Origin of the sequence: Leptospira langatensis (assembly GCF_004770615.1) — a bacterium.
Lineage (GTDB): Bacteria > Spirochaetota > Leptospiria > Leptospirales > Leptospiraceae > Leptospira_B > Leptospira_B langatensis.
Genome location: NZ_RQER01000010.1, coordinates 171,236 through 195,079, shown reverse-complemented (window position 1 = coordinate 195,079; position 23,844 = coordinate 171,236). Strand labels below are relative to the sequence as shown.

At 46.4% G+C, this 23,844-nt stretch carries 19 protein-coding genes and 1 pseudogene; 10 read left to right on the top strand and 10 right to left on the bottom strand.

The genetic code is table 11. The features are described from left to right. Positions 1-147 precede the first annotated feature (147 nt). The gene (locus tag EHO57_RS15195; RefSeq protein ID WP_135645884.1) at positions 148-897 is read left to right on the top strand and encodes a menaquinone biosynthetic enzyme MqnA/MqnD family protein; all 750 of its coding nucleotides are present in this window, start codon (positions 148-150) and stop codon (positions 895-897) included. 213 nt (positions 898-1,110) lie between these two features. On the opposite strand, the gene EHO57_RS15190 is transcribed toward EHO57_RS15195, so the two are convergent. From EHO57_RS15190 to EHO57_RS15175, 4 genes are all read right to left on the bottom strand, one after another. Continuing rightward, entirely contained in the window at positions 1,111-1,785 is a 675-nt protein-coding gene (locus EHO57_RS15190; RefSeq protein WP_135645885.1) for an LIC11874 family lipoprotein, read from the bottom strand. 88 nt (positions 1,786-1,873) lie between these two features. After that, positions 1,874-3,229, bottom strand: coding sequence for an ammonium transporter (locus EHO57_RS15185; RefSeq protein ID WP_135645886.1), 1,356 nt, complete (start codon positions 3,227-3,229; stop codon positions 1,874-1,876). A gap of 58 nt (positions 3,230-3,287) precedes the next feature. Beyond that, positions 3,288-5,141: a SpoIIE family protein phosphatase gene (locus tag EHO57_RS15180; protein WP_135645887.1), complete on the bottom strand. Its 1,854-nt coding sequence runs from the start codon at positions 5,139-5,141 to the stop codon at positions 3,288-3,290. 228 nt (positions 5,142-5,369) lie between these two features. Continuing rightward, entirely contained in the window at positions 5,370-6,605 is a 1,236-nt protein-coding gene (locus EHO57_RS15175) for an alpha/beta fold hydrolase (RefSeq protein WP_135645888.1), read from the bottom strand. Between the two features lie 107 nt (positions 6,606-6,712). On the opposite strand from EHO57_RS15175, the gene EHO57_RS15170 reads away from it, so the two are divergent. Further along, positions 6,713-7,147 carry a hypothetical protein gene (locus EHO57_RS15170; protein WP_135645889.1) on the top strand — a complete coding sequence of 145 codons (435 nt, stop codon included), beginning with the start codon at positions 6,713-6,715 and terminating at the stop codon, positions 7,145-7,147. A gap of 6 nt (positions 7,148-7,153) precedes the next feature. On the opposite strand, the gene EHO57_RS15165 is transcribed toward EHO57_RS15170, so the two are convergent. Continuing rightward, entirely contained in the window at positions 7,154-8,704 is a 1,551-nt protein-coding gene (locus tag EHO57_RS15165; protein WP_135645890.1) for a glycerol kinase 5, read from the bottom strand. Positions 8,705-8,857: 153 nt separating this feature from the next. After that, entirely contained in the window at positions 8,858-9,277 is a 420-nt protein-coding gene (locus EHO57_RS15160; protein WP_135645891.1) for a host attachment protein, read from the bottom strand. Between the two features lie 331 nt (positions 9,278-9,608). Here EHO57_RS15160 and EHO57_RS15155 point away from each other — a divergent pair, with 331 nt between their 5' ends. The 7 genes and pseudogenes from EHO57_RS15155 (at position 9,609) to EHO57_RS15125 (ending at position 17,998) form a co-directional block, all read left to right on the top strand. Continuing rightward, positions 9,609-10,886, top strand: a complete 1,278-nt coding sequence (locus EHO57_RS15155) for a hypothetical protein (RefSeq protein ID WP_135645892.1) — start codon at positions 9,609-9,611, stop codon at positions 10,884-10,886. A 93-nt stretch (positions 10,887-10,979) separates the two neighbouring features. After that, positions 10,980-11,618, top strand: coding sequence for an HmuY family protein (locus EHO57_RS15150; RefSeq protein WP_135645893.1), 639 nt, complete (start codon positions 10,980-10,982; stop codon positions 11,616-11,618). Beyond that, positions 11,615-14,080 (top strand): TonB-dependent receptor plug domain-containing protein, encoded by a 2,466-nt coding sequence (locus tag EHO57_RS15145; protein ID WP_135645894.1) that lies wholly within the window; start codon positions 11,615-11,617, stop codon positions 14,078-14,080. The genes EHO57_RS15150 and EHO57_RS15145 overlap by 4 nt, the downstream gene beginning before the upstream one ends. Before the next feature lie 46 nt (positions 14,081-14,126). Next, a complete protein-coding gene (locus tag EHO57_RS15140) occupies positions 14,127-14,987 on the top strand; it encodes a heme/hemin ABC transporter substrate-binding protein (protein ID WP_135645895.1) in 861 nt (286 codons plus the stop codon). Then, the gene (locus tag EHO57_RS15135) at positions 14,984-16,069 is read left to right on the top strand and encodes a FecCD family ABC transporter permease (RefSeq protein WP_246050719.1); all 1,086 of its coding nucleotides are present in this window, start codon (positions 14,984-14,986) and stop codon (positions 16,067-16,069) included. Before EHO57_RS15140 ends, EHO57_RS15135 begins: the two co-directional genes overlap by 4 nt. A gap of 68 nt (positions 16,070-16,137) precedes the next feature. After that, a pseudogene (locus EHO57_RS15130) lies at positions 16,138-16,893 on the top strand (ATP-binding cassette domain-containing protein); the annotation flags it as partial. A gap of 16 nt (positions 16,894-16,909) precedes the next feature. Further along, positions 16,910-17,998 carry a hemin-degrading factor gene (locus EHO57_RS15125; RefSeq protein ID WP_135645897.1) on the top strand — a complete coding sequence of 363 codons (1,089 nt, stop codon included), beginning with the start codon at positions 16,910-16,912 and terminating at the stop codon, positions 17,996-17,998. Positions 17,999-18,060: 62 nt separating this feature from the next. Here the strand turns inward: EHO57_RS15125 and EHO57_RS15120 are convergent, their stop codons facing one another. The 3 genes from EHO57_RS15120 to EHO57_RS15110 all read right to left on the bottom strand — a co-directional run bounded on the left by EHO57_RS15120 (position 18,061) and on the right by EHO57_RS15110 (position 20,602). Further along, the gene (locus EHO57_RS15120; RefSeq protein WP_135645898.1) at positions 18,061-18,489 is read right to left on the bottom strand and encodes a DoxX family protein; all 429 of its coding nucleotides are present in this window, start codon (positions 18,487-18,489) and stop codon (positions 18,061-18,063) included. Between the two features lie 230 nt (positions 18,490-18,719). Beyond that, complete coding sequence (locus EHO57_RS15115) at positions 18,720-19,298, bottom strand: MORN repeat-containing protein (protein ID WP_135645899.1); 579 nt, start codon at positions 19,296-19,298, stop codon at positions 18,720-18,722. 92 nt (positions 19,299-19,390) lie between these two features. Further along, positions 19,391-20,602 carry a metallophosphoesterase gene (locus tag EHO57_RS15110; protein ID WP_135645900.1) on the bottom strand — a complete coding sequence of 404 codons (1,212 nt, stop codon included), beginning with the start codon at positions 20,600-20,602 and terminating at the stop codon, positions 19,391-19,393. A gap of 145 nt (positions 20,603-20,747) precedes the next feature. Here EHO57_RS15110 and EHO57_RS15105 point away from each other — a divergent pair, with 145 nt between their 5' ends. Continuing rightward, entirely contained in the window at positions 20,748-22,511 is a 1,764-nt protein-coding gene (locus EHO57_RS15105; protein ID WP_135646070.1) for a GAF domain-containing SpoIIE family protein phosphatase, read from the top strand. A 98-nt stretch (positions 22,512-22,609) separates the two neighbouring features. Here the strand turns inward: EHO57_RS15105 and EHO57_RS15100 are convergent, their stop codons facing one another. After that, positions 22,610-23,791 (bottom strand): M14 family metallopeptidase, encoded by a 1,182-nt coding sequence (locus tag EHO57_RS15100; RefSeq protein WP_246050718.1) that lies wholly within the window; start codon positions 23,789-23,791, stop codon positions 22,610-22,612. Positions 23,792-23,844 lie beyond the last annotated feature (53 nt).

The window sequence follows — 23,844 nt, the reverse complement described above, 5'->3', positions numbered from 1 at the left end:
GACGAAGAAGTCCCTACTTCAGAATACAGTCGGGAAACTCCCTGGAAAAGGAAAGGAAAAACTATTTTTTCTGGATTGAAGGAGAAGGATCGTTTTTTTGGTAAATAACCCAAAAAACGTAACGTTTTAGTAGGAAAATATTCGTAAGTGCGGATCGGAATCGTAAAACACCTAAACGCGAGACCTTTGACCTGGGGATTCGAACAAGATCCAGAGCATAAGGTAGTCCCCGAAAACCCTTCCTTACTGAAAGACTATTTATTAAGAGGCCTAGTAGATGTAGGCCTGATCTCCTCCATCGAATGCCTAAGACATTCCGACGTATTATCAGTTTCCCTCAAAGTGGGAGTGTGTGCTTCCGAAACGGTCCGATCCATTAAGTTTTTCAAAAATAAGAAGGAGCCTTACCCTCCCTATCGTATCCTAACGGATAACGGATCCAGGACTAGTATGGCCTTGGTCCGAGTATTGGTTTACAAGGATTCCGGGCAATTGCCCGAGGTGGCGCCTACCGACCCCAAGATCATTAAGGAAGAAATTTCAATGGGAAGGGGCTCCCATATGCTATTTGGAGATAACGCGTTATTCGCCGAATGGGACCCGGAAGTGTATGAGGTAAAAGACCTGGCAGAATGGTGGTATGAGACCACAGGCACGTCATTCATCTTTGCCCTCTGGGCCTCGAAGAAACCCCTGGAACTTCCGGATGATTTTTATCAACAATCCTTGGATTACGGCCTCTCGCATATCGAAGAAATCATCCAAAAGGAAACTCGCCTTCCTTCCGATTTGGTTCGCAAATACCTAACCCAAGAACTCCATTACGAGATCACAGACTCCGACCGCAAAGGCTTCGAACTCTTCGGCCAATACTGCAACGAACTAGGAATTCTCTAGTGCTAGCGCCCAACCCAATAACAGGGCGCACTCCAATGTACAAACGCCCAACCCAACAGCATGGCGAAAAAACACCACACCGCTCAACAAAACGAAACCCCTAAGCACAAGCTTGGCGACGTTGCCCGAAGGGCAATGTGCCGTAGGCCGAGCGCGAGATCGCGAAGCGATGCTCGCAGCGAAGCGCCAAGTAAAAATTAACAAGTACAAACTTTAATAGACGAAGGTGATCCGATAGTCCCAGGATTTGTTCCCGAACTTCTCGATCGTGTCCGCGAGAGGAAGACGATAGGCAAGCTTTCCGAGACTTTGTTCGCCTCGGTTCGTATAACAAACCGAAGTGATCGGGAAATTCACCTTAAACAATAAGGAATTACCACGGATCAATCTTAAGGTCTCACCTAGAAGTTTCTTTTCTCCGTCACCCTGCACGGAGTCCAAAGACTTGGAGATAGAAGGAAATTCTCTCTTGATATAGATCGTATTTGCCTTTTCTTTTTTGATCTGCACATTTCCAAGCAAGATGCTTTCCAGTTGGGAGACGTCAGTGAATTCTAATTTATAACTCACTTTGGCTTTTTCCCTAAAGGCTCCGGGTTCCGCCTCGGGAATTTCCATTTTTTGGAATGTATAATCTTTTAAGACCAGGCTCTTGAAAAAGAATCCCTTGTTTAAACGATTCAGGATCTCTTCTTTACGTGTGGGAAGGAATTTGATCAGGGACTCGTCCGACTTTCTCTTTGTAGGAACCACATAAGATACTTCGAGGGTCCCGCTTAGGTTCGGATTGATGGTAAGAGTCTCTTCATATTCGAAGCATCCGACCAACAGACAACCGACAAGAATGAGCAGAATTTGTGGGAAACGGAAGAAGGAACCCGAACGCATTCTCTCAATTCGGGTAGAAGTATTCTTTCCGTCAACGGGAAAAGAAAACCTCCGCAGGGCAAAATACGGAGGTTTTCACTAATAGGAATTATTTGGAGATTGGATATGCCTCGTTTCCGTGTTCCAGGATATCCAAACCTTGGATCTCCTCGTCTTCGGATACTCTCAGTCCGATGGTATATTTCAACGCAAGGAAGATGATTGCACTCGCGCCAAAAGCCCAAACGAATGCGATCCCTACTCCGGTCAATTGGACCAGAAGTTGACTGATCCCGCCTCCGAAGAATAGACCATTAATACCGCCGAAAGCTTCTTCTGCAAAAAGACCGGCAGCAATCGTTCCCCATGCTCCGCAGACTCCGTGAACGGAAACCGCTCCCACAGGGTCGTCTATCTTGATCTTATCGAAGAATAAAACGCTGAACACAACGATAACCCCTCCGATCAAACCGATAATGATCGCAGAGCTAATGCTCACGTTTGCGCAAGGGGCAGTGATCGCCACGAGACCCGCAAGGGCTCCGTTCAAAGTAAGACCGATATCCGGTTTCTTGAAAAGGATCCATGTCACGATCATTGAAGAGACCGCACCAGCTGCCGCTGCGAAGTTAGTCGTAACAGCGATGATCGCGAAAGTCCCTCCACCTACGGAAGTAGTGGAGCCTGGGTTAAATCCGAACCAACCTAACCATAGAATGAAAACACCTAATGCGGCGATAGTCATGTTATGGCCAAGAATAGGGACAACTTTCCCGTCTTGGTATTTACCGATACGAGGTCCTAAAACCATGGTACCAGCAAGACCTGCCCAACCGCCCACAGAGTGGACTACAGTGGAGCCTGCGAAGTCGATGAATCCCGCGTTCACAAGATAACCTTTGTTTTCCGGATCGAAAAGATTCGACCAAGCCAAAGACCCGAAGAGAGGATACACAAAAGCTGTGATTAACACGGAGAAGATAACATAATCCACGAATTTCGTTCTTTCAGCCATCGCTCCGGAAACGATAGTTGCCGCAGTTCCTGCAAACACCAACTGAAAGATGAAGAAAGTAAACTTACCTGCGTCCGGTTTTCCTCCGACGATCAATAGACTATCCGCGATGGAAGGAAGTCCAATCCCGACCGCATGGATCAATTGAGGTCCGAACATAAAGGAAAATCCGATCAACCAGAACGCCAAGGACCCAAGTGCAAAGTCCATGAAGTTCTTCATGAGAATGTTTACTGTGTTTTTTGCTCTAGTGAACCCAGCTTCTACCAATGCAAACCCGGCTTGCATGAAGAATACTAAGAAGCCTGCAATACAGGTCCATAGCCAGTTCGTTTCATTCCTCAGGACCCCAACTGCATCTAACGCAGCTTCCGCTGTAACAGGTGCAGCTTCTTCGGCCCAAATTCCGCTCGAGACAAACGCGAGCATAAGTAATGCTAATATACGCATATTTGATCTAAGTCTCCTTTCTCTTTATTCATCATTTCCTGACTTCGCTTATGATTCCTCAAACTGCCTCTTTTCTCTGTTCGGCACCGACTTCTGCGGTCTTACGTCTGACGAGCTCCTCTAATTTCTTGAGAGAGATCTTCAGATATTCGTTCGTAGGCGCACTCTTGATCCCTTGTTGCAATACCTTGATCGCCTTAGGCGTCTCATTATCTTTCAAGTAACATCTAGCCAGTCTTAGGCTGGACTTGGCATAAGTATGATCGATCGCCAAGGAACGTTTCAGCGCTCTCTTGGCTTCGGGAATATTATCGAGTTCGTAATATGCTCTTCCCAAAAGATAGTGGATATGCTCGGACTCTTCTCCGCTTGTGCGGAGGTATTTCTCCAAGAATTGAACGCTTTTCTCGAAGTTCCTGTCCCTGTAATACATCTTGCCCAGAAGAACAAGACTGTCCTTGAGAGACTCGTCCATGGAGAATACCTCCAAGGCCTTGTCGTAAGCGACCTGATCCTTCTTGGCTTTTGCCGCGGACTTCGCGAGAGAAAGAAGGGTCTTTGCTTTTCCTAACTCAGGATTGCATTGCAGTGCAAGTAGGGACACATCGTCTCCGTTACGGATATCGCCTTTATATCTCTTGAACCTTCCGATGAGGGAACCGACTAGATCGGAAACATAGATCTTATCTCTTTGTTCTTCGATGGTAGCTTTCTCCTGGCGGATCCATTCGATAAAACGTTGGTTCCCCAACTCTTGGCGTTGGTCGTTCTTCTGTTCTACGATCCCATCCGTTGGCAGGAATAAAATATCCCCAGGAAGGATCTTACCGTGTTTTTCTTCGAAATTGCTTCGTTCTACTTCAAAGATCCCTAATGGAACTCCCTGCGTATCCAGTTCTTCAATGCGACCCGTGCCATTATGATAATGCAGCATTTTCTGGTGGGCGGCATTCACATAAGAATACGTATAGTCGCTGTATACTTTCAGGATGAACGCAGTGAAGTAAGTTCCATCCGGAAGTTGAGGACGGACAGATTCTCCTAGTTCCGCCATCGTCTCAGACAGACCCATACCCAAAGCGGTACATCTTTGGAACTGATAGTGAATCGACATAGTGACTAACGCGGCCGGAATACCATGACCGGAAACATCCACAATGATCGCGGTGATGGAGTTTCCCTGGCGGACTACATTAAAGTAATCTCCGGAAACCTCGGTCATAGGTTCATAATACGTACCGAAATGCAAACCGTTCCAAGGAGCGATCACGGTCTCCACGATCTGGCTCTGGACATTGCGACCCATGCGCATATCCCATTCCAATTGCTTTAAGATCTGGGCCTCTCTTTCATTTGCCTGGACCAAACCTTGGATCAGTCGCACGCTTGTGATCGCAAGCGCGAGTTGAGAACCGAGCGCCTCCAGGATCTCCAGATCGTCTTCTCTATAGAAGAATTCCGTATCGGATTCTACTGCGATCGTACCTAGGCAGTCTTCCTTATACATAATAGGAACGCACATAACGGCGCGAGTGGTCTCGCCTTCGTCAATATATTCCACATGATGGCTAAGGTCTTGGATGAGAAGAGGCATGCGGGTCTTAAATGTAAACCCGGAATACCCTTCATCTTGGCTTAGGTTCCTACGAGGAGGAATCGTCTCTTTAAAAAACCGGGAAGGAACCAGAAGATTGTCCTTCCACATTCTGAGAGTAGTATTATCGCATTCGAAGATATCTTTGCAAAGGCTAATTACGATATCGTAAAGTTCTTCTTCCTTGTCTGCGTTCGCAAACTCCTTGCTGATATAAAGAAGAATATCGATCTTATTCTTCTCTGTTAATCCTCCGACGACCTTTCTGGCTCCTCGGAAGTTCACCACCTTTCTTTGCCCGAATTTTAGCTCTATCATGGGTGCGCACCTCTACGAATCAGATTCTATTTCTCTTAACAAGATTCGTTTCGCTCTACCGACTTTTATGCAAATAGCGTACCAATTCTCCAAAAACGAAAATATGCTCAAAATTTGAGATAATTTTAGTTTAATGCCTATATAATAAGCATATCATTTCATTATAGAGGCAATGATTTGGTGAGATTCCGGGAAGAATGCTACTCTTTTGAGGTGGGAAATGAGTGTTTATGTCGTTCTCAGGCCGACTTTCTTGCGGATTTTTCTCTCTATTTGTCCGAACCAACTCAGTTTTTTAGAGGTTCCGAACTCTCTTAAGAAAGACTCCACCTTAGGAAATACATCGTCTTCGGCCTTCTCTCCCAGGATCAAACAGCCATGTCCATAGTCTTCGGTGGCTCCTTCTTCCTTGGAGATGATTAGAAATTTCTTATGTTTTGCACCCGCTCTATCGTATACGAACTTGACCGTCTCAGGAGTCGCGATCGCATCCTTTGCTCCTGCAATGAATAGACTAGGAACAGTGATCTCTTTTTGTAATTCTATATAATCGTGAAAACCGTTGAGAGAACTCATCTTCTTGGTCTCTATCCAAGACATGAATTGTTCTATCAGTCCTTCGCTGATATTCTCTATCGCGTTCTTCATGACCTTCTTGACCGTTTTGGGTCTCGTCGCCTTCGGATTATATAGGATCTCGTCGATAGGAGTATATATTTCTCCGGCGAGAGGCGCAAGCATCGACGCTCCGAATTTCAGATCCAAGACTTTTCTTGCTCTTGGAAATCTGGAAAGAAGTCCGATCAGGCTTAAGCCCAAATGATTCAGGTTCCCGGGACCTCCAATGGAAACAAAAGAAGCAACCTTCTCCTTTTCCTTTTTAGTAGCAATTCCCAGATACGAATAGAGTATCATGGCTCCCATGGAATGCCCGACCCAATTCGCTCTCTTGCTATCCGTGATCGAAAGGACCTTGGAGAGAATGGCAGGAACATCATATTTTACTAAATCGTCGAAAGTAAAATCCTCGTATCCTCCCCTGCTCTCGTGATAAGAAGCTCCCGCACCTCTCAAGGAAACGGCGAATACCTCATATCCCCTCAGCTTTAAGTAATACGGAAGGGAATGCCTCTTGTCCAGATCGATGACATACTTGTTCGTTGCGATCCCATGCACTACGATCACAGGAGCAAGACTAGGGTTCGGTATGGGGGGAATATGCCGATGCAATGCTATATTCCATCCATCCTTGGTCTTTGCATAATGCACTTCGTCAGCGATATCCTCTTGTCCGTACAACCGAGAGATCCAGTCCAGAAGTACCGGATAGGAGATCAGGATCGCGATCAGAAAGAGAGAGAATAGAATGGCGAGAGAGGAGGCGAATATTGCGAAAAACACGATTGCGAAGAAGGTCGTAATTAAGTAGAAGGGACCTCTTCTATTTTTAAGGATCGCGATCACAATCAGAGAAGATCGCTCCGGATAATGCGAATGTCAAGTCTTCCCAAACATGCTTGCAGGTATTTTTACTCGGAGTAAGATGACTGAAATTCCGGAGTCTTCCCCGCATGGACCACAAAACAGAATACAGGCTGTATCGATCTCCTTCCGGTTGGTACACTATGGTCATCCCAGGCCACTGGCAGAATATAGTGATCGAAGGGATCCCCGCTTTTTTCGAGGAAAACGGGGCCGGCGCAATGCAGGTGTATGCATTCGAGAACAAGGACGGAGTCTTCGATCCGGAAAAAGAGTTAGAGAGATATTTGGCAACCCACAAGATCGAGTACGAATCGGACAAGGCAGTCGTCTTTAATAATAGTGAAGGCGCAAAGATACTCGCCTGCGAATTCCTAAAGGAAGACGGCAGACATTGGATGGTTTATCTTGTATCCGCAAAGAAGAGAATGGTCCTCGTCACTTACAATGGGGACGAGGATCCTACGGACGAGCTTGCGGAGCAATTGACTACGATCGTAAGCTCCATCCGTATTTCAAATTAGAGATCCTTAATCTATCCTAAGAGTGGATTGGACGGCTCTATGCCAGCGATCCAGCTTTTCCTTTCTACGCTCTGCGTCCATCTTAGGCTTAAATACCTTGTATCCTTTTTCTAAGCTCCTAAGTTCTTCTTTGGTTTTCCAAAAACCGGAACCGAGTCCGGCAAGATACGCGGCCCCTGTAGCAGTCATGTCCGGCTCTGGAGCCCTCTTCACATCTACCTGACAGAAATCGGCCAGGCATTGCAGAAGTATATCGGACTGGGAAACTCCTCCATCCACCATGATGGAACTGACAGGAACGTTCGTATCCTTCTTAATTCCTTCTAGAATATCAAATAAGGATAATGCGATCCCTTCGAGGACAGCGCGAGCGACATGTCTTCTATGAGTAGCAAGGGAAAGTCCGAATACCGAAGCCTTTGCGTTCGGATTGAAATGGGGGAATCTCATTCCGGAGGCGGTAGGAACAAAGATCACGCCTTCCGTGTCTTGGGTCTGAGACGCTAATTCGTTCAGTACCTTCGGTGTGTCGGAAAGACCTATTCCCTTGCCCAACCAATCGATAAGAGTTCCAACGGTGCCCGTAAACCCTTCTAACATATACGTCGGTTTTCCGTTCAACCTCCAAGCCACAAGTGGAAAGAGCCCTCTCTTAGAGATCTTAGGCTTATCTCCCATATTCATGTCGACAAAGGCACCGGAGCCTTGGGAGATCTTGACCCCGCCCTTCTCAAAGCAAGCATGACCGAATAACGCGGCCATTTGATCTCCTACCACGGAGCGGATCGGAATAGCGACCCCTCCAAATAGAGAAGGATCCGTGGAGCCGAAATCTGCGGCGGTATCCTTTACATTCGGGAAGATCTTAGTAGGGATCCCAAAGATCCCACAAAGAGGAGCGTTCCACTGCAACTGGAACGGATTGAACATGCCGGTCACAGTCGCATTCGAAGGATCGCTTAAATGTTCCTTCCCTTTAGTGAGCTTATAAACGAACCAAGTGTCCAGAGTTCCGAAAAGTATTTCTCCCTTCTTGGATCTCTTTCGCAATTCAGGATGAAGATCATATACCCATTTCAACCGAACAGAGGCATGGTCCGTGGTGAACTTGAGCAAGTACGTTGCCACGAGCATCGGATTGTTCGTAATCCCACCTAATATCCTGGAGATGAATTGGATGATCTTCCATATCTTATTGGAGTTCATTTCTTCGGAGGTCTTGCTCGCTCGTACATCAGCCCAACTAATGAGCTTGGTCAAAGGCTTGCCTGTCTCTTTTTCCCAAAGAAGAAAAGATCCTCTCTGGTTGCAGATCCCGATCGAATCTATATTAGAAGGATGGAATTTCTTGTTGCGGAATGTTTTCTTTAGAATAGAGAGAAGGGCCTGCCATAGTTTCTCCGCATCATGCTCCAGAGCCCCGGGCTCGGCTATGATAGGCGGGGTCTTTTCGTACTGGCGAGAAACGATCTTACCCTTCTTATCGAATAAGATGGCGCGGATCCCACTTCCTCCGCTATCAATGGATAGTACGTATTTGTCTTTGCTGGCAGCCATTTCCCCTCCGGTTTTTTCTGAGGTAGGATCGAAGACCAAGAGCGCGCGTCAAGTGAATACCTGATAAGGATCCTGGCGCTTATTCCCAGAAACGAAAAGGGGCCGACGAAATGAATCGACGACCCCTTAAGCGCTTTCGAAAGTTCAAACGGATCACATCAAAACTGTTTTGAGATGATTCATGAGCGTAGATTCTCTTTCGTGCACTATGTCCTTGGGCATCTTATGATAGATCTTTTCTCGGGACTTATCATCCAGTTTGCCTAGGATCATTCCCATAAAGCCCGGCTCGGAAACCAGGATGAAATTGGAGAAGGAATCCTTCTTCCTTTCCATGTTTACGAAATCGCAGAGCTTACCTGCAAATGCCGCCGCCACTCTCTTCTTCGGTTCGTGAAAAAAATCAAAATCAGATCTGGAGGCCTGCCCTGCTCCAGTGACTAACTCGGAATTCCGAAGTCTTCCTTCCGGATTTTCCATGGATTGCACTAGCTTCAATCCGTTTGTCGGCCCTTGGTATTCGAAAATCTTGGCTTCACTCCGGTTCGCAACCACCACCCATTTTTTCTTCATTGCATACCCTCCTTTTGCGAAATGATCCTCTTTCCAATGAAAGAGTTTTCGGCCCGATAGTTTTATCCCAGTAGAAGGGGACCCGCAATTACTTTTCCCAAAAAGAAGGAACTCCTTCTCGAAATCAAAACTCCAATTCTTTTTTAAATAACGATCGCTCGTCCAAACAATTGATCCAGATCAATCCCATATTCTGAGAATTATTCTCAATAATGTTTGACAAAAGAACCTATTTATCGATTTTGAGTCCTAGACTCATTTTAAAAAAGCAAATACAGAAACATGACTCCTCGAAGAAGCTAATGAGAACTGAGTCTCATCAGGAGAAAACATGAAAAGATCTATATTGGGAATTTGTCTTTCCGCCGTATTCGCCCTTAGCTTTGCGAGTTGCGACGGTTTGACTTCCAAGGGAAGTGATGCCTCGCTTTCCGCCCTTGCTCTAGCGGGTTTAGGCTCGTCTGCCAGCGTTTGGCCTCCGGCCAATTCCAGTTGTGAGACCGACTTGGAAAGTTCCTACACTACAGGAACCTATGCCGCTCTTTGCACCCCTGCCTCAGGCGGAGATTCGGTCCACTTCCGAGTAGAAGGTTTGGAGGCCCTTAGCTTCAACGGGTACTTCTATCTATTTAAAGGGCCAAGTTCTGTTCCGGCAAGCACTGCCACCACCGCTGGTTCCGGGAACCTTGCTCTAGTTCACGGCAGAAACACTGGAGATACGAACTCCAATACCTGGACCAAGTTCGGAGCGGATGGGAACTACCAGGCGGGCGATTCCAGTACTGTATTTGCAGGCTCTACATTTGGGAACCCTGGACCTTCCGAGCTTTGCCTGGACATCGTTCGTAGATCCGGTAAGACCCCCAGGGTGATCATCTGGGTCACCGGAGAGAATAACGCAAACTGTAAAGTGAAGAGCACTCTAAAAGAAGCGAACGCGACTAAGGTAATCTCTACTTGGAACAGTGAAACTGTTTCCTTAGCCTCTGGAACAGGGGCATATTTCAGATTTAGCAACACTTCTCTTTTAACTGCGAAGAAGATTGTGGTCTCCAACGTAACTGCAACCGACGCGACAGAGTGTAGCTCTTCTCTTGCCTCCATTACAACTCCTCAAGCGCTGTGTGAACCCGATGCAGGAACAGGAAAACATTATAGATTTAACGGGATCCAATTAAGCGGAAACCACGTCGCATTCTGTATGACCAAGGGTTGGTCCGACTCAAGCTGCATGACTGCAGCGAGTGCAGGACAGTTTAAATTTACCTTATATAGTGGCGGGCCGCCGCCTCCGCCAATGAGCTATGTGGACTTCAATACGGAAGAAGTGAACACTACGACTGTTCCAAGCTTCAAGACAAGCACTGCGGACATTTGTTACGATCTGACCCAATCTTCTCCTCCTAGAGTGACTGTTTGGGCAACCGGTACAAACGGAGCGGATTGTGGCAATAAGTCCACTTTGACTTCTGGCAATTCCATTCTGAACAAATCGGATTGGGTAGATACCTCTACGGTAGGAACAGGAACAAGCTACGCTACGATCTCGAATACCACCGGAACCACTCCGGGAACGGTAACCGTATCCAGCGAAAGCGTTCTTCCTTAAGGAAACATTTCGTTCCGCGTCTTCCTTTACGTTTTCCTCGAGATGCGTAAGGGAAGACCTATCTTAGGAATCCGAATAGGAAACGAAAATATCATGAAATCAATATATTCTATTATTATAATTATTATAGGAGTGTCCCTGACGTTCTGCGGTGGACCAAACAACGGAGGGGACGACGCTCTTTCTCTTTTGGCAGCTTCTTCCGAACCTGTGGATCCTTGCCTTGGATACACCGGAAGTTCTAACACTACGGGTTCTTCAACAAGATCCACTGAAGTAAATGCGAGTTCCGAATCCTGTTGGGTCTATGTGGATCTAAAGGCCGGAGGAGGAATAGTCGGTAAATCCGGTTCTTGGGACATGAAGTTCAAACGCTTCGTGATCGGAACAAATAGTGGCACAAGCGGTTCCGGATCGGGAGGTTCCTGTTTCAATGCAAGCAATGCATCCTTGGACGACGTAAACTCTTCCGGCTGCACCTTGGAATTGGACAAGGAAATGACCCAAACCGGAGGAGGAGGCTTCGGGAATGCGGATGAGAATGCGAGTCCTTCTTTCTGGGATTGGTACGATTATGATTCCGTCACACATATCCTGACTCCTAAGACACGTTATTATTTAGTCAGAGCCTCCGATGGTTCTACCTACTTTGCTGTGAAGATGACCGGCTACTATGCGACTGTAGGAGGGACCAGCGGTTATCCTCAGCTCCAATGGAAGACTGTTCTATGAGGAGGATCCCGAATTCTTCTCCTTCCAGAATTCTTTACTTACTTCTATTTTCTATTCTTTGTCTCTCGGGAGTTCCCTTATTCGCAGAAACGGACATGGTTCCCGAAAAGACAACGGACGAAAAGCAAGAGAAGGAAAAACAAAAAGGAAGCTCGGACTCGAACACTGCTTCCGAGACAATCAACGGGAATGGAACTGCTAATGATAAGGGCTCCATTATCACGATCACAGGCACTAGAAGAAAAGGCCTTCTGAAAGATTCTACCATCACCACTGAGGTAATCACTCGGAAGGACATAGATGCCATGGGAGCCCGAGATCTTTCTAATACTTTAGGGAATGTTCCTGGGATCGAAGTACGTCCTGCGCAGGCAGGAGAAAGAGGAGCGACTGTTCGACTCCAAGGTCTTTCCGGACAAAACGTTCTGATCCTAGTGGATGGGCAAAGGACAACAGGAAGATTCAGCGGCTCCATCGACCTGACTCGTTTCAAAGCGGAAGATATAGAAAGGATCGAGATCGTTAAAGGAGCCTCCTCTGCATTGTACGGTTCGGATGCGATTGCCGGCGTGATCAATATCGTCACTAAGGACCAGAAGGAGCCCTACTCTTCCAATTTCAGAACATTCGCAGGCGGGGGCAACCCTCTCTATTACGGAACAGGATTAGAGTTCAGGAATTATGCGAGCGTAGGAGTTCGAAAAGGGATCGTATCCACTCAATTCACAGCGGGCTGGCATAGAGGAGACGGGTATGATCTTACTCCGGACGCGACCTTAGGTCCGAAGAACGGAAGAATAGAAAGTCTCTCTCCGAATTATTCTCCCTTCCCTACGAATATGCCTCTTTCCACAAAGATACTCATCGCAAAGAAGCATCTGCCTTACACTCCTCCTCTGGAATCCACATCCGGTAGTGCATTCGAGGATCTGAACGTTTCCAACAAGACCACATTCGATATCAGTGAGGCTTTGAAGGTCGGATTCCAATTCTATTATAGATATTTAAACCAAAGCGCAGTGGATGCTTCTCTTCCTAATACGGTGTACGACAGAAGCAATAAGACCCATGATTTCATGGGGGCCTTGAACGCGGATTGGGAACTGACTAAGAACTTAAACCTAAACGTAAATGCAAACTATGCCCGCTTCTTCGATACGTATACCTTGGATCAAAGACAGTCCGACGCATTGGACAAAAGGGAGAAGCTAGATAACGCAGTTACCGAATTTCGCACTCGCTTGGACCACAAGATCTCCGAAGGACATGTGATCTCTTACGGAGCGGAAACACTGATCGACCAACTTTCTTCTGCTAGGATAGCACCGGATTGTAAACGCAATTTTCCATACGTATGCGTGGATGATCTATTAGGAATTTCCGACACATACCAAACCAGGAACGGTTATGCGGAAAGACAAAGGACCGCTTTCTATGTTCAGGATGAATGGAGAATTTCCAATGCTCCTAGGATACAAATCGTTCCCGGACTTCGTTCCGATCATGATTCCATTTATGGCGGACAAACCCTTCCCAAGCTAGCGGTCCGTTTGGATGTAACGGACAAATTCAAGATCCGAGCCGCCAACGGTTTAGGATACAGAGCTCCCAGCTTTCAGGACCTATATTATAATTTTATAAATCCAGGAGTAGGATACAGAGTCGCCGGAAATCCCGATCTTAAGCCGGAACTTTCTCGTAGTTATAATATAGGAGGAGAATGGGAGCCAAACCGGAGGTTTTGGTTCAGTTTCAATTTCTTCTATAATAATGTAGATAACCTCATCGGATTTAGGACCAATCCGAATCGAGACGCCTCCGGGTTGATCATTTATTCCACTTCCAATTTCCAAAAGGCTCTCAGTAAGGGTTTCGAATCTTCCTTCACTATAAGAGTGCACCAGAATATTTCCTTAGGAGGCGGATATACTTACACCGATACCAAGGACGAACTCACGGACCTTCCTTTAGAAGGAAGAGGTTATCACAGATGGAATGCGAATATCCGATTGGATCATCCTTCCAGCGGATTTAGTTTTTCTCTATTTGCGGTCGTATTCGGCAAGCAACCCTACTATTGCCAGAAGAATCCTCTTTGGTGCGACCCTCAACTTTCCTCGGACTACTCTGCGATCACAAGTCTCCTGCAGGCGAATACGAATCATCTCATCCAGGATCTGTTCGGGTCCATTCCCCAAGGCATCCAAGATTATTGCACGGAGAGAAATCTTTCCTATTGCACTAGTGCTCCAACCTATGGCGTACGGATGGTGAACCCTCATACCAATCTGAATATCCGAGTTTCTCAGAAGATACTAGGCGCATTCGAGTTCTTCGCGGGTGTGGACAATCTACTCGATACATTCGATCTCACGTATAACCCTCAAAAGCCCAGGTTCTATTATGTGGGCATAGACGGAAAGTTTAGCGGGATGGACCCCTCAGTAGCCTATTCCAAATAAACGTAAGTAAATTATAAAATTATTATTAACGAATCAGGAAAATTGCATGAAATACCGTTTTTTAGTCCTTCTATCCCTCTTTCTTTCTTCCTACGGGATCTATGGAGAAGAACAACCGATCCGAATTGTCACTCTGAATGGCACAGTAACGGAGATCGTATTCGCCTTAGGAAAAGGGAATTTGGTCGTAGGAGACGATACTTCTTCTCTTTATCCTCCTCAGGCAACCAAGCTTCCCAAAGTAGGATACCAGAGAGCTCTTTCCACAGAAGGGATCCTTTCCTTAAAACCGAATTTGATCTTGGGCCTGGAATATGCAGGACCTCCGGAAGTCATCGATCAACTCAAGAGCGCAGGCTTAAGAGTGATCCTCCTGCCAGGGATTCCCACGATAGAACAAACCTTGCAAAACATTCTCTCTATCGGTAAAGAGATCGGGGCCGAAGCGGACGCAAAGAAGCTTACGAAAGAGATCCGTAAACAAGCAAATCTTGTCTCCGCAAAAGTCTCACGTCTCGGATCCAAGCCTAAAGTATTATTCGTTTATCATCGAGGCACGAATCTCGCACAAGTATCCGGAACGGAAACGCCGGCGGACGAAATGATCCGACTCTCCGGGGGAATAAACGCCATCACCGGGTTCAAAGGATTCAAACCCATCACTCCGGAAGCGGTCATCTCTTCTCAACCGGATGTGATCCTCATCCCAAGTAGAGGATTGGAAGGCTTAGGTGGGATCTCAGGAGTTCTTTCTCTTCCTGGTCTCAAAGAAACTCCCGCAGGCAAAAATGCACGAGTGATAGCTATTGACGATCTGGTGCTATTAGGCTTCGGACCAAGACTCGGACAAGGAATGGAAGAATTGTACAACAACTTACACGGTAAGACTTCGGGAAAGAAACCTTGATCTCTTCTGTGAAAGTAAGAAATCCACCGAGTTCTTCTTCCCTTTACGTTTTTATCTGCATGGGAATATTTCTCTTATGTATGGGAGTTCTATCCTTACGTTTGGGTTCGGTAACGATCTCACTCTCGGAACTCTATCGGTTGCTTTTCTTAGGAGAAGATTCACTCTCCCTGTTGGAGGTTCCACATTCTCTTTTAGTTTGGGATCTCAGGCTTCCTCGTTTCCTTCTTTCGGTGTTGATAGGAGCAGGGCTTGCCTGTGCAGGAGTCTGTATCCAAGGACTGTTCCGGAACCCATTAGTGGAACCAGGATTTATCGGAGTCGGTCCGGGCGCGGCCTTATCTGCTGCAGTCTGGATCGTTTGCTCCGAAAAGATCTTTTCCTTTCTCCCTCCTGAATTCCGAGGCAAGGAAAGTTATTTCCTACAAGCATTCGCATTCGGAGGAGCGCTTCTTGTATCCTTCTTTCTTCATCTTATTTCTAGAAGAGAAGGAGGAGGATTCTCCCTAGTTCTCGTACTGACAGGGATCGCAGTGAACGCAACCGTGATCTCTCTATTGGGATTCCTATCCTATCTAGCGGATGATGCACAATTGAGAAACCTGACCTTCTGGAGCTTAGGAAGCATAGCGGGAGCCACTTGGCATAAGGTCACTATCCTGAGTATTGTCTTAATCTTTGTGAGTCTATTCTTTCCTTGGTTGAGCCGAAGTTTAGATGTCCTAACCTTAGGAGAAGCGGAAGCCTTTTATAGCGGATTCCAAGTGAAAAGGATCCGTAATATAACAATTATCTTATCTAGTCTTTTGGTGGGAAGTAGCATCTCCATCAGCGGAAATATCGCCTTTGTAGGCTTGATCGTTCCCCATATCTTGAGAATGCTACTCGGCCCCGGCCATCGAACCCTCTTGCCTGCCTCTCTTCTGGGAGGAGGACTCCTAGTTTCCTGCGCGGATCTGGCTGCAAGAACCATAGTATTCCCCTCGGAACTTCCGATCGGCATCATTGCCGCAGGATTAGGCGGTCCCTTCTTCTTATCTCTGATCTTAAAGGCAAAACGAAAAGAAGGAGAATTTAGATGAGCCTTGTCCTGTCCGAAGTCTCCTTGGTCAGAGGCGGAAGATCGCTTCTTTCCTGTATCGATCTGAGTTTGTATCCAGGAGAATTCCTAGTCGTGCTCGGACCGAATGGTGCCGGAAAGTCCACCTTACTCAGGCTCTTGTCCGGAGAGATCTCTCCGGATTCAGGACTCGCATTGCTAGACGGATTTCCTATTTCCTCCTACTCTCCCGAAGAGTTGGCAACCCGAAGATCGGTGCTCTCCCAAGAAACAGAGATCGATTTCCCATTCTCAGCGGACGAGATCGTTCGCATGGGGAGATCCTCCTACAAACTCAGAGTATCGAAAGAAGAAGAGGACGAAATGTCGTCGGCCTCCTTTCAAAAAGTGGATCTGGGAGAAAGAGAAAGATTCCAAATTTATAATAGACTTTCCGGAGGAGAAAAACAGAGAACCCAAATGGCAAGGGTCATCTTGCAGGATATGGATCCCCCCAAGAGAGAAAGATATGTTCTGTTGGACGAGCCGGGCTCTTCCTTAGATCCGAACCGATTGCATTCCTTATTGGAGAATGCAAAAATCCTAAGCAAGAAGGGAAGAGGAGTACTCTGCATCCTACACGATCTGAATCTGGCTCTTAGGTATGCGGATCGCATCGCAGTCCTCAAAGATGGAAGAATAGTTGCAGATGGCCCCCCTGATCTAGTCCTAAAAGAGGATTTTGTCCTGGAGCATTTTCGCCTGAGAACCAAGCGAATCCCGTTCCCGGAAGGAGGATTTTACCTTCTTCCCTTAGGACCCGTCCGAAACGAACTTCAAAAAAAATTAATATATAAATCCAGCTAATAAGGAGAAACGAAAAATGTCCGCCATCGAATCGTCAAATGCAAACGGCCTGATCCAGGCCTGGAAAGCACTACGAGAATCCCAGCCCCGTTTGAGAATGAGAGATATTGCCTCTCACTTAAACACATCGGAAGCGGGACTTCTCGCTGCTGCCGAAATTACACAGGCACAAGAGTTCCCGAAAGCGACCAGCTTACGGGAAAACTGGGGAGATCTCTTTGCCAAACTAGGAAGCCTAGGACGCGTAATGGTACTCACCAGGAACGAGGCCTGCGTACATGAGAGAAAAGGTCGCTTTGAAGAAGTTAGTTCTGGTCCGGGAAATATCCTAGTCGTCGGTCCGGACATAGATCTAAGGCTCTTCCCAGGAGTCTGGAAATTCGGCTTCGCAGTGGAAGAAGCAAAACAAGACGGATTCCAAAGATCCTTGCAGATCTTTGACGAAAAAGGAGATGCAGTACATAAAATTTTTCTAACGGACGGATCAGACGTCCAAGCATGGGAAGATCTAAAATCCGAATTCACCAAGAAAGATCCGATACTCGATCCTTTATTTGTTCCGAAAGAAGAAACTCCTTCTTCTCTATCCAAGAAAGAGATCTCTCCCGAAGCAAAGGAGCAATTCTTAAGCGATTGGGGGAAATTAGAGGACACTCACGAATTTTTTCCTCTATTAAGAAAGTATGGGGTATCCAGGATCCAATCTATGGAATTAGCGGAGGGAATATTCACTCAAAGAATAGATGCCCGGCTCGTATTAAGAATGCTCGAGTTAGCGTCCTTAAACAGGACCCCGATCATGGTGTTCGTAGGAAACCATGGAGCTATACAGATCCATACGGGAGAAGTCACGAATATCAAAGTCTTAGAACATTGGTGGAATGTGTTGGATCCCGAGTTCAATCTTCATTTGAGATCCGATCTGATCTCCAGTTCTTGGATCGTAGAAAAACCTTCTAAAGACGGAAAGATCCACTCCATCGAAGTATATGATGAAAAAGGCGAACTGATCGTACAGTTCTTCGGAAAAAGAAAACCGGGACAGGCTGAAAGAACAGATTGGTTAGGGATACTGGACCAGATCTCCCCTTCCGTATCTGCATAAGCAAAACCGATTTAGATCATCCGAGAGATCGGATGATCTAAATTTGCGAATATTCTAAAATTCTAAACGCTTCTATGAGTTTCTATATAGAAATCTGCCGAGATACGACCCGATCCGTATAAAGAAAAATGCAAAAGCAAAAGCAATATCATGGAGGCGTAAGGTAGATTCGATCCCGGAGAAACGAATCCCTCTCTAGCATGAATGAATAGGACGGCACCGACCAATACCGGCAACTGCAACATAGCCGAGAATCTGGTTAAAAGTCCCACCATCAATAGTAAACCTCCGCAAATATGTGCGATCACTATATAATGAGCTAGCAATGTAGAAGCATACGGAGCGTTATTCAGCTCCATCATACGGATCAAGGCATCCGTGTCCGCAAGGAACTCCAATCCCTTATAGATCAGCACTCCTCCCAGATACATACGGACCAAATCGATCCACCAATCCCGATGATTTTCTAACCAATCATGCCATCTTTCCATACGGACCTCCGTCCATCGCAAAGATATTCTATCTGTCTTTATATGAAATGCAAGAGCGCTTATAAAAAAGATGTATCTATGTCGAACAATCGTTTATTAACACCTAGTTCGTCTAACTACAAAGAAGTAGTATTGTATCAGGATCCATAGTCCATTTCAGGCTTAGAAAGGTTCCAATCCTCTTGGACCGATCAAAAAGGCCTATTTCAGGGTTCTCCTAAACCCAATGATCATCTACAAAATACTTTATTGTTTTCTAATCTACATTTTCGGGTCCTACCCGACTTATAATAGGAGCCGATCCCGGTGCCTTCTCCCGTAAAGGCCCCGCTGAACACGGAGCCGTCCCTAAACACATAACGTCCGTTACCCGATTTTTTATCTCCGGACCAATTCCCTTCGTATCGATCCCCGTCCGAGTATGCTAAAATTCCCCAGCCCTGCCGTAGGTCTCCGGAAAATCCTCCCGAGTAAACGTCCCTCGTATCGTATACATAGACGCCTTCCCCATTTTTGCAATTTCCCTTCTTACATCCGGGAGATCCGCTCGCATACGTTCTCAGATTAGAAGAAGGAGAAGCAGGCTCCGGTTTTTTCTCGATGCGCCTTCCATCCGCGTCCTCATCGAAGTATTCTCGATTCGAAAGATCCGCGTCTTGATCTCGATCATCCACCTTCTTCTTGGGTTTGAGCCTTTCGATCTCAGGATTGGATTTAGGCTTAGGCTTGGAGCAATCGACGAAAGAAAAAAGAGAGAAGCTAAAAATGAGAATCGAAGAAACAAAGAGTCGAGAGATAGGATCGTACATTCTAATTCCTGAAACTCCCTCTAAGGAGCCTGAGGAGATCAGAATGTCAATTCGAATCCTAAAAGTAGAATGGTAAGGGGATCGATCTAGGCTTAGGTTTCTTTTTCCAAGACTAGGATGGTGATCTCAGAAGGGGCTCCGATCCGAATGGGGGGTCCCCAGTAACCGGTTCCGCGGCTCACGTACAATTGTGTTCCTTCCCATTCGCTTAAGCCGGCTACGAATTTTTGGAAGAGATGAATGAATACGTTCCCCGGGAAGTACTGTCCTCCATGAGTATGACCGGAAAGTTGCAGATGGAATCCCGCCTTGGCCGCTTCGAATATCGAATTGGGTTGGTGAGCTAAAAGAACCTTATAGTGAGCGTCCTCTGCGCCCAAGGAAGCCTGCTTCGGATCCGTTCTATGTCCCGGGATAATTGTATGAGCCTTGTAGTCCGTCACACCTGCAATAGCAAGAGTAGCTCCATTATGCTCTAGTAATTTATTTTGGTTTAATAGAACATGGATGCCCATATCCTGGAGTTCACGGATCCAGGCTAGAACTCCCGAATAATACTCATGATTTCCGGTCACGAAGAAGGTACCGTGTTTGGATTTCAGTCCTTTTAGAGGGCTCACATGGTCTTTCAACATTCCCACAGTCCCATCGACTAGATCTCCCGTTACTGCCACAAGATCCGCTTCCAAGGAATTTGTCTTTCTGACCACTTCTTCCAAGAAGCCACCCTTGATCGTTGGCCCGATATGTATGTCGGAGAGCTGAGCGATCTTGAAACCATGAAGTCCGTCCGGAAGATCCTTTACCTTGATACTGACCTTCTTGATCGAAGGAGTCTTCTTTGCTTGGTACATGCCGAACGCAGTCAAGCCTCCCGCCATTCCGAGTAACGCAAAGGAGGAGAAGCGAGAGATAAAATCCCTTCTAGAGAATCCGGATCCTTCTTCCGTTTGCTTAGGATCGGACTGCAATTTGTCTGTGATGAACAGACTTCCCTTCCAAGCCAGATTTCCCAGATCCCGGAACGCGACGAAGGAAACCAGAATGGTAGAAAAACCCAAGGTAGTGAAGGCAGAATAGGCCCAGAATTTTTGCCAAGGGGTTTCTCGGAAAAGCATACTGAGAATATATGCACTTGGAGTGAGAAGCACCAGAAAAACAACGGCACTCCAGAGAAGAACGGACTGGATCGTATTCAATTCGAAGGGAGCGCTGAGACGACTCGCGGCGTAAGAATATCCTAGAAATAATATTACCGTAAAAACACTGAGAAAAATCACCAATCTTTGCAAATCGAACTCCATCCGAATAGCTCTACATTATCCGACCAAAAAATGGTCTCATAGTTCCGCGAAAATCGCAACTTCCTTCTCTTTCCATGATTTTGTGGCAGAAAGAAATGACAATCCGTTGACTTGGTTCCGGATCTGTGAGAGTCTTGCCCCATCTATGACGAATACCGAATCGGAAGCCAAGAAATACAGGAGCCTTTTAAATACTAGCACGATCCTGAACGCGAACCTGGACCTCTACCAGTTATTGCCTCTGATCATGCTGTATTCCAAGGATCTGTTGGAAGCCGAAGCAAGTTCTCTCTTCCTTCTGGAAGAAAAGGACGGATTCCTCTATTGCGAAGTTGCGTTAGGGGAAAAAGGAGAGATCATACAAAAGTACGCTCGTCTAGAACCCGGCCAAGGGATCGCGGGTTGGGTGGCGAAGGAAAAAAAACCGATCGTTTTAGAAGACGCCTATACGGATCCCAGATTCAATCCCGCCTTAGACCAAAAAACAGGGTTTCGTACCAGATCTCTTGCCTGCGTACCTCTCTTCGTTCAAGACAAGGTTATAGGCACACTCGAAATTTTAAATAAGTCCCAGAATAGAGGCTTCGACTCCTCCGATGTAGAGGTGCTGGCTTCCCTCTCCGAGATCGCAGCCATCGCGATCAAGAATGCGCAGACCCATGAATCCTTGAAAAAAAGAGTATTAGAGCTCAGATTACTTTACGAATTCGAGAAGTTAACCGTAGCCGAAAAAAGCATCCATGAACTGGGGAACTGGCTCTTGGACAAGGTACTCGAATTTTTGGAGGCGAAGGCAGGCACGATCTATATCGCAGATCCTACTTTAGAAGTGCTACGGATCCTTGCCGCTAGGGGAATTCCGGAAGATGCGATCAACAATATACAAGTACCATACGGAGAAGGAATTTCCGGCTGGGTCGCAAAAGAAAAGCAGAGCCTTCTGATCCAAAGTCTGGACGAGGATCCGAGATATGATCAAAGCGCTAAATACAAGTTCGAGGCAAATTCACTCATCTCCGCTCCATTGCTGTACAGGGATGAGCTCCTCGGAGTCATCAGCGTAAACAATAAGTATTCCGGATTCGCGTTTACCAATGCGGATCTGGAAATGTTAGGTGCAATTGCAAATCGACTCAGCGTTACCATTAAGAATGCGAATCTATTCCACAAGGTAATGGATACAGATAGGGAATTGAAACGAGCAAGAGAAGTGATGCATAAGATCCTTCCTTCTTCCCTGCCGTATATACCGGGCTTGGATTTCGGATTACAGCATATTCCGTACGACAATGTAGGCGGAGACTTTTACAATGTGATCAAGTTGGATGAGAACAGATCCGCAGTACTCATCGCGGACGTTTCCGGACATGGGCTCTCCGCTTCTGTCGTGGCAACGGTCATACATACGGTTATGGAGACCTTCGATCACGATACTCTTTGTAGTCCTTCCAAATTCTTTACCGCACTCAATTTTGCCTTATACAATAAGCTGGCGGGAAATTTCCTAACTGCATTCTACGGAGTGATCCATACCGGAACAAACACATTATGTTATTCGAATGCTGGCCACAATCCTCCCATCCTCTACAGAAAAGGAGAAGGTACATCATCTCATCTGGAAACAAAAGGCAAACTGGTAGGAGTGATCCCGGACCTATTCTTCGAAGAATATGTGACCGGTTTCTCGCTTCAAGATAGACTCGTAATGTATACGGACGGACTGACGGAGCATTCAAACGGAGACAGAACCAGAAGATATAGCGAAGACCTATTGACCCTCGCGGTACGAACTCATTCCCAATCTTCTGCGGGAGAAGCCTCTTCTGCACTCATCAAAGAATGCAGGACCTATTGCCATAGATCCGACTTCGAAGACGACGTAACTTTGCTGATAGTGGATCGGATCTAAACTCGGATCATCAATCATCCGATCCAGTCGATCTAACAAGCGATTTGATTAGATGGATCGGTATCTTCTTCCGAAAATATCTAACGGACTAGGACCGATCAGATCTTGGAAAAACGAGTGATCGTTTCCGGCAGGATCCCGAATACATGGTCCATCGCCGCCAATCTCCAGTCTTCTCTGCTCGGATAGAACATCTCTCTGAATTCTTCTTTGACCCGATTGGTAGAAGATTCCGATCTCGAACCCTGGAACCGGATCCGATTCTCGCTGATCATTAGAAAGCTGCTCTTCAAGGCTCCCGACATATCTATATTCCCGTTCGTGCCGAGCTCTACTGTGATCGGAAATAGATCCTTGTCCTTCCCGAAAATCTTGCCGAAGAAATCGGTAAAGTCTCCCGACGTACGATAGAAGTCCTCTTCTCCCTCGTTCAATAAAAGACCGAAGTCCCCGAATACCTTTCTCAGATTCTTGTCTTCTTTGGAACCGGGAGGAGCGTTTTGCATGAGGCTGAGCCCATTTTTTTCTCCGTATCCAGTATGGAAATCCAAGACCAGGACTTGATCATACGGCTTAAGGACCTTCTTAAAGAACTTACGCAGACGACGAACCACCGGTTCCGGTTTTCTTCCTCCGTAGTAGATCCCTTTCGGGAATTCATACTGCCCATTGACTGCGGCATCTAGAACGTACTTGGCCCCGAACCTCGCTACGACTCCAAAGAATCGGATCACAAAAAGTGCATATTCGAAGATATAATTCGTAAATGGAGTCCCCGGATTCAGGAAGGTTTGGATCTTTCGATACTTCTTATTCTTAAATCTCTTATGCAACTTTTCTCTTTTCAAGGCGAAGTTGCGATTTAGATCCACATTGCTTTCGTTTACCCTAAGCTGGTTCTTGAAACCGTGAGCGTTGATCCCATGGATCAAAAGAAAATCCACATTCTTAGGTAGCTTAAATGCACTCTTTTCATCCAAAAGGAATTCCTCTATCCATCTCCTCTGGAAGGCAGATCCGGCATAACCCTCAATTCCATGAATGCCGGAACTCATTACTACGATCCGTTTTGCAGGTTCCTTCTTTTGCCCCAGAAAATAGGTATCGACCTCTCCCCCGCCTTTTGGGATGTCCAAGGTCTCAAATTGAAAATGCCGAAATCTGGCCTTGAGTTGCTTTTTATAGGATACGAAGGCCTTTCTACAAGCCTCGTAGGTCTCCAGATAGTATGAAAGAACGTCCACTCTCTGAAAGATTTCTGGCCCGCCAGTTTGGTCCAAAGAAATTCTTTCTTTTGGATTACGATTTGATGAATGTTTTTAAACTAGAGTCC

Bases quoted from the DNA above. Each gene is read 5' to 3' on its own strand.
- EHO57_RS15125 (WP_135645897.1), top strand. From the start codon at position 16,910: ATGTCCGCCATCGAATCGTCAAATGCAAACGGCCTGATCCAGGCCTGG.
- EHO57_RS15140 (WP_135645895.1), top strand. From the start codon at position 14,127: ATGAAATACCGTTTTTTAGTCCTTCTATCCCTCTTTCTTTCTTCCTAC.
- EHO57_RS15180 (WP_135645887.1), bottom strand. From the start codon at position 5,141: ATGATAGAGCTAAAATTCGGGCAAAGAAAGGTGGTGAACTTCCGAGGA.
- EHO57_RS15160 (WP_135645891.1), bottom strand. From the start codon at position 9,277: ATGAAGAAAAAATGGGTGGTGGTTGCGAACCGGAGTGAAGCCAAGATT.
- EHO57_RS15115 (WP_135645899.1), bottom strand. From the start codon at position 19,298: ATGTACGATCCTATCTCTCGACTCTTTGTTTCTTCGATTCTCATTTTT.
- EHO57_RS15155 (WP_135645892.1), top strand. From the start codon at position 9,609: ATGAAAAGATCTATATTGGGAATTTGTCTTTCCGCCGTATTCGCCCTT.
- EHO57_RS15120 (WP_135645898.1), bottom strand. From the start codon at position 18,489: ATGGAAAGATGGCATGATTGGTTAGAAAATCATCGGGATTGGTGGATC.
- EHO57_RS15105 (WP_135646070.1), top strand. From the start codon at position 20,748: ATGACGAATACCGAATCGGAAGCCAAGAAATACAGGAGCCTTTTAAAT.
- EHO57_RS15185 (WP_135645886.1), bottom strand. From the start codon at position 3,229: ATGCGTATATTAGCATTACTTATGCTCGCGTTTGTCTCGAGCGGAATT.
- EHO57_RS15110 (WP_135645900.1), bottom strand. From the start codon at position 20,602: ATGGAGTTCGATTTGCAAAGATTGGTGATTTTTCTCAGTGTTTTTACG.
- EHO57_RS15145 (WP_135645894.1), top strand. From the start codon at position 11,615: ATGAGGAGGATCCCGAATTCTTCTCCTTCCAGAATTCTTTACTTACTT.
- EHO57_RS15190 (WP_135645885.1), bottom strand. From the start codon at position 1,785: ATGCGTTCGGGTTCCTTCTTCCGTTTCCCACAAATTCTGCTCATTCTT.
- EHO57_RS15150 (WP_135645893.1), top strand. From the start codon at position 10,980: ATGAAATCAATATATTCTATTATTATAATTATTATAGGAGTGTCCCTG.
- EHO57_RS15165 (WP_135645890.1), bottom strand. From the start codon at position 8,704: ATGGCTGCCAGCAAAGACAAATACGTACTATCCATTGATAGCGGAGGA.
- EHO57_RS15170 (WP_135645889.1), top strand. From the start codon at position 6,713: ATGGACCACAAAACAGAATACAGGCTGTATCGATCTCCTTCCGGTTGG.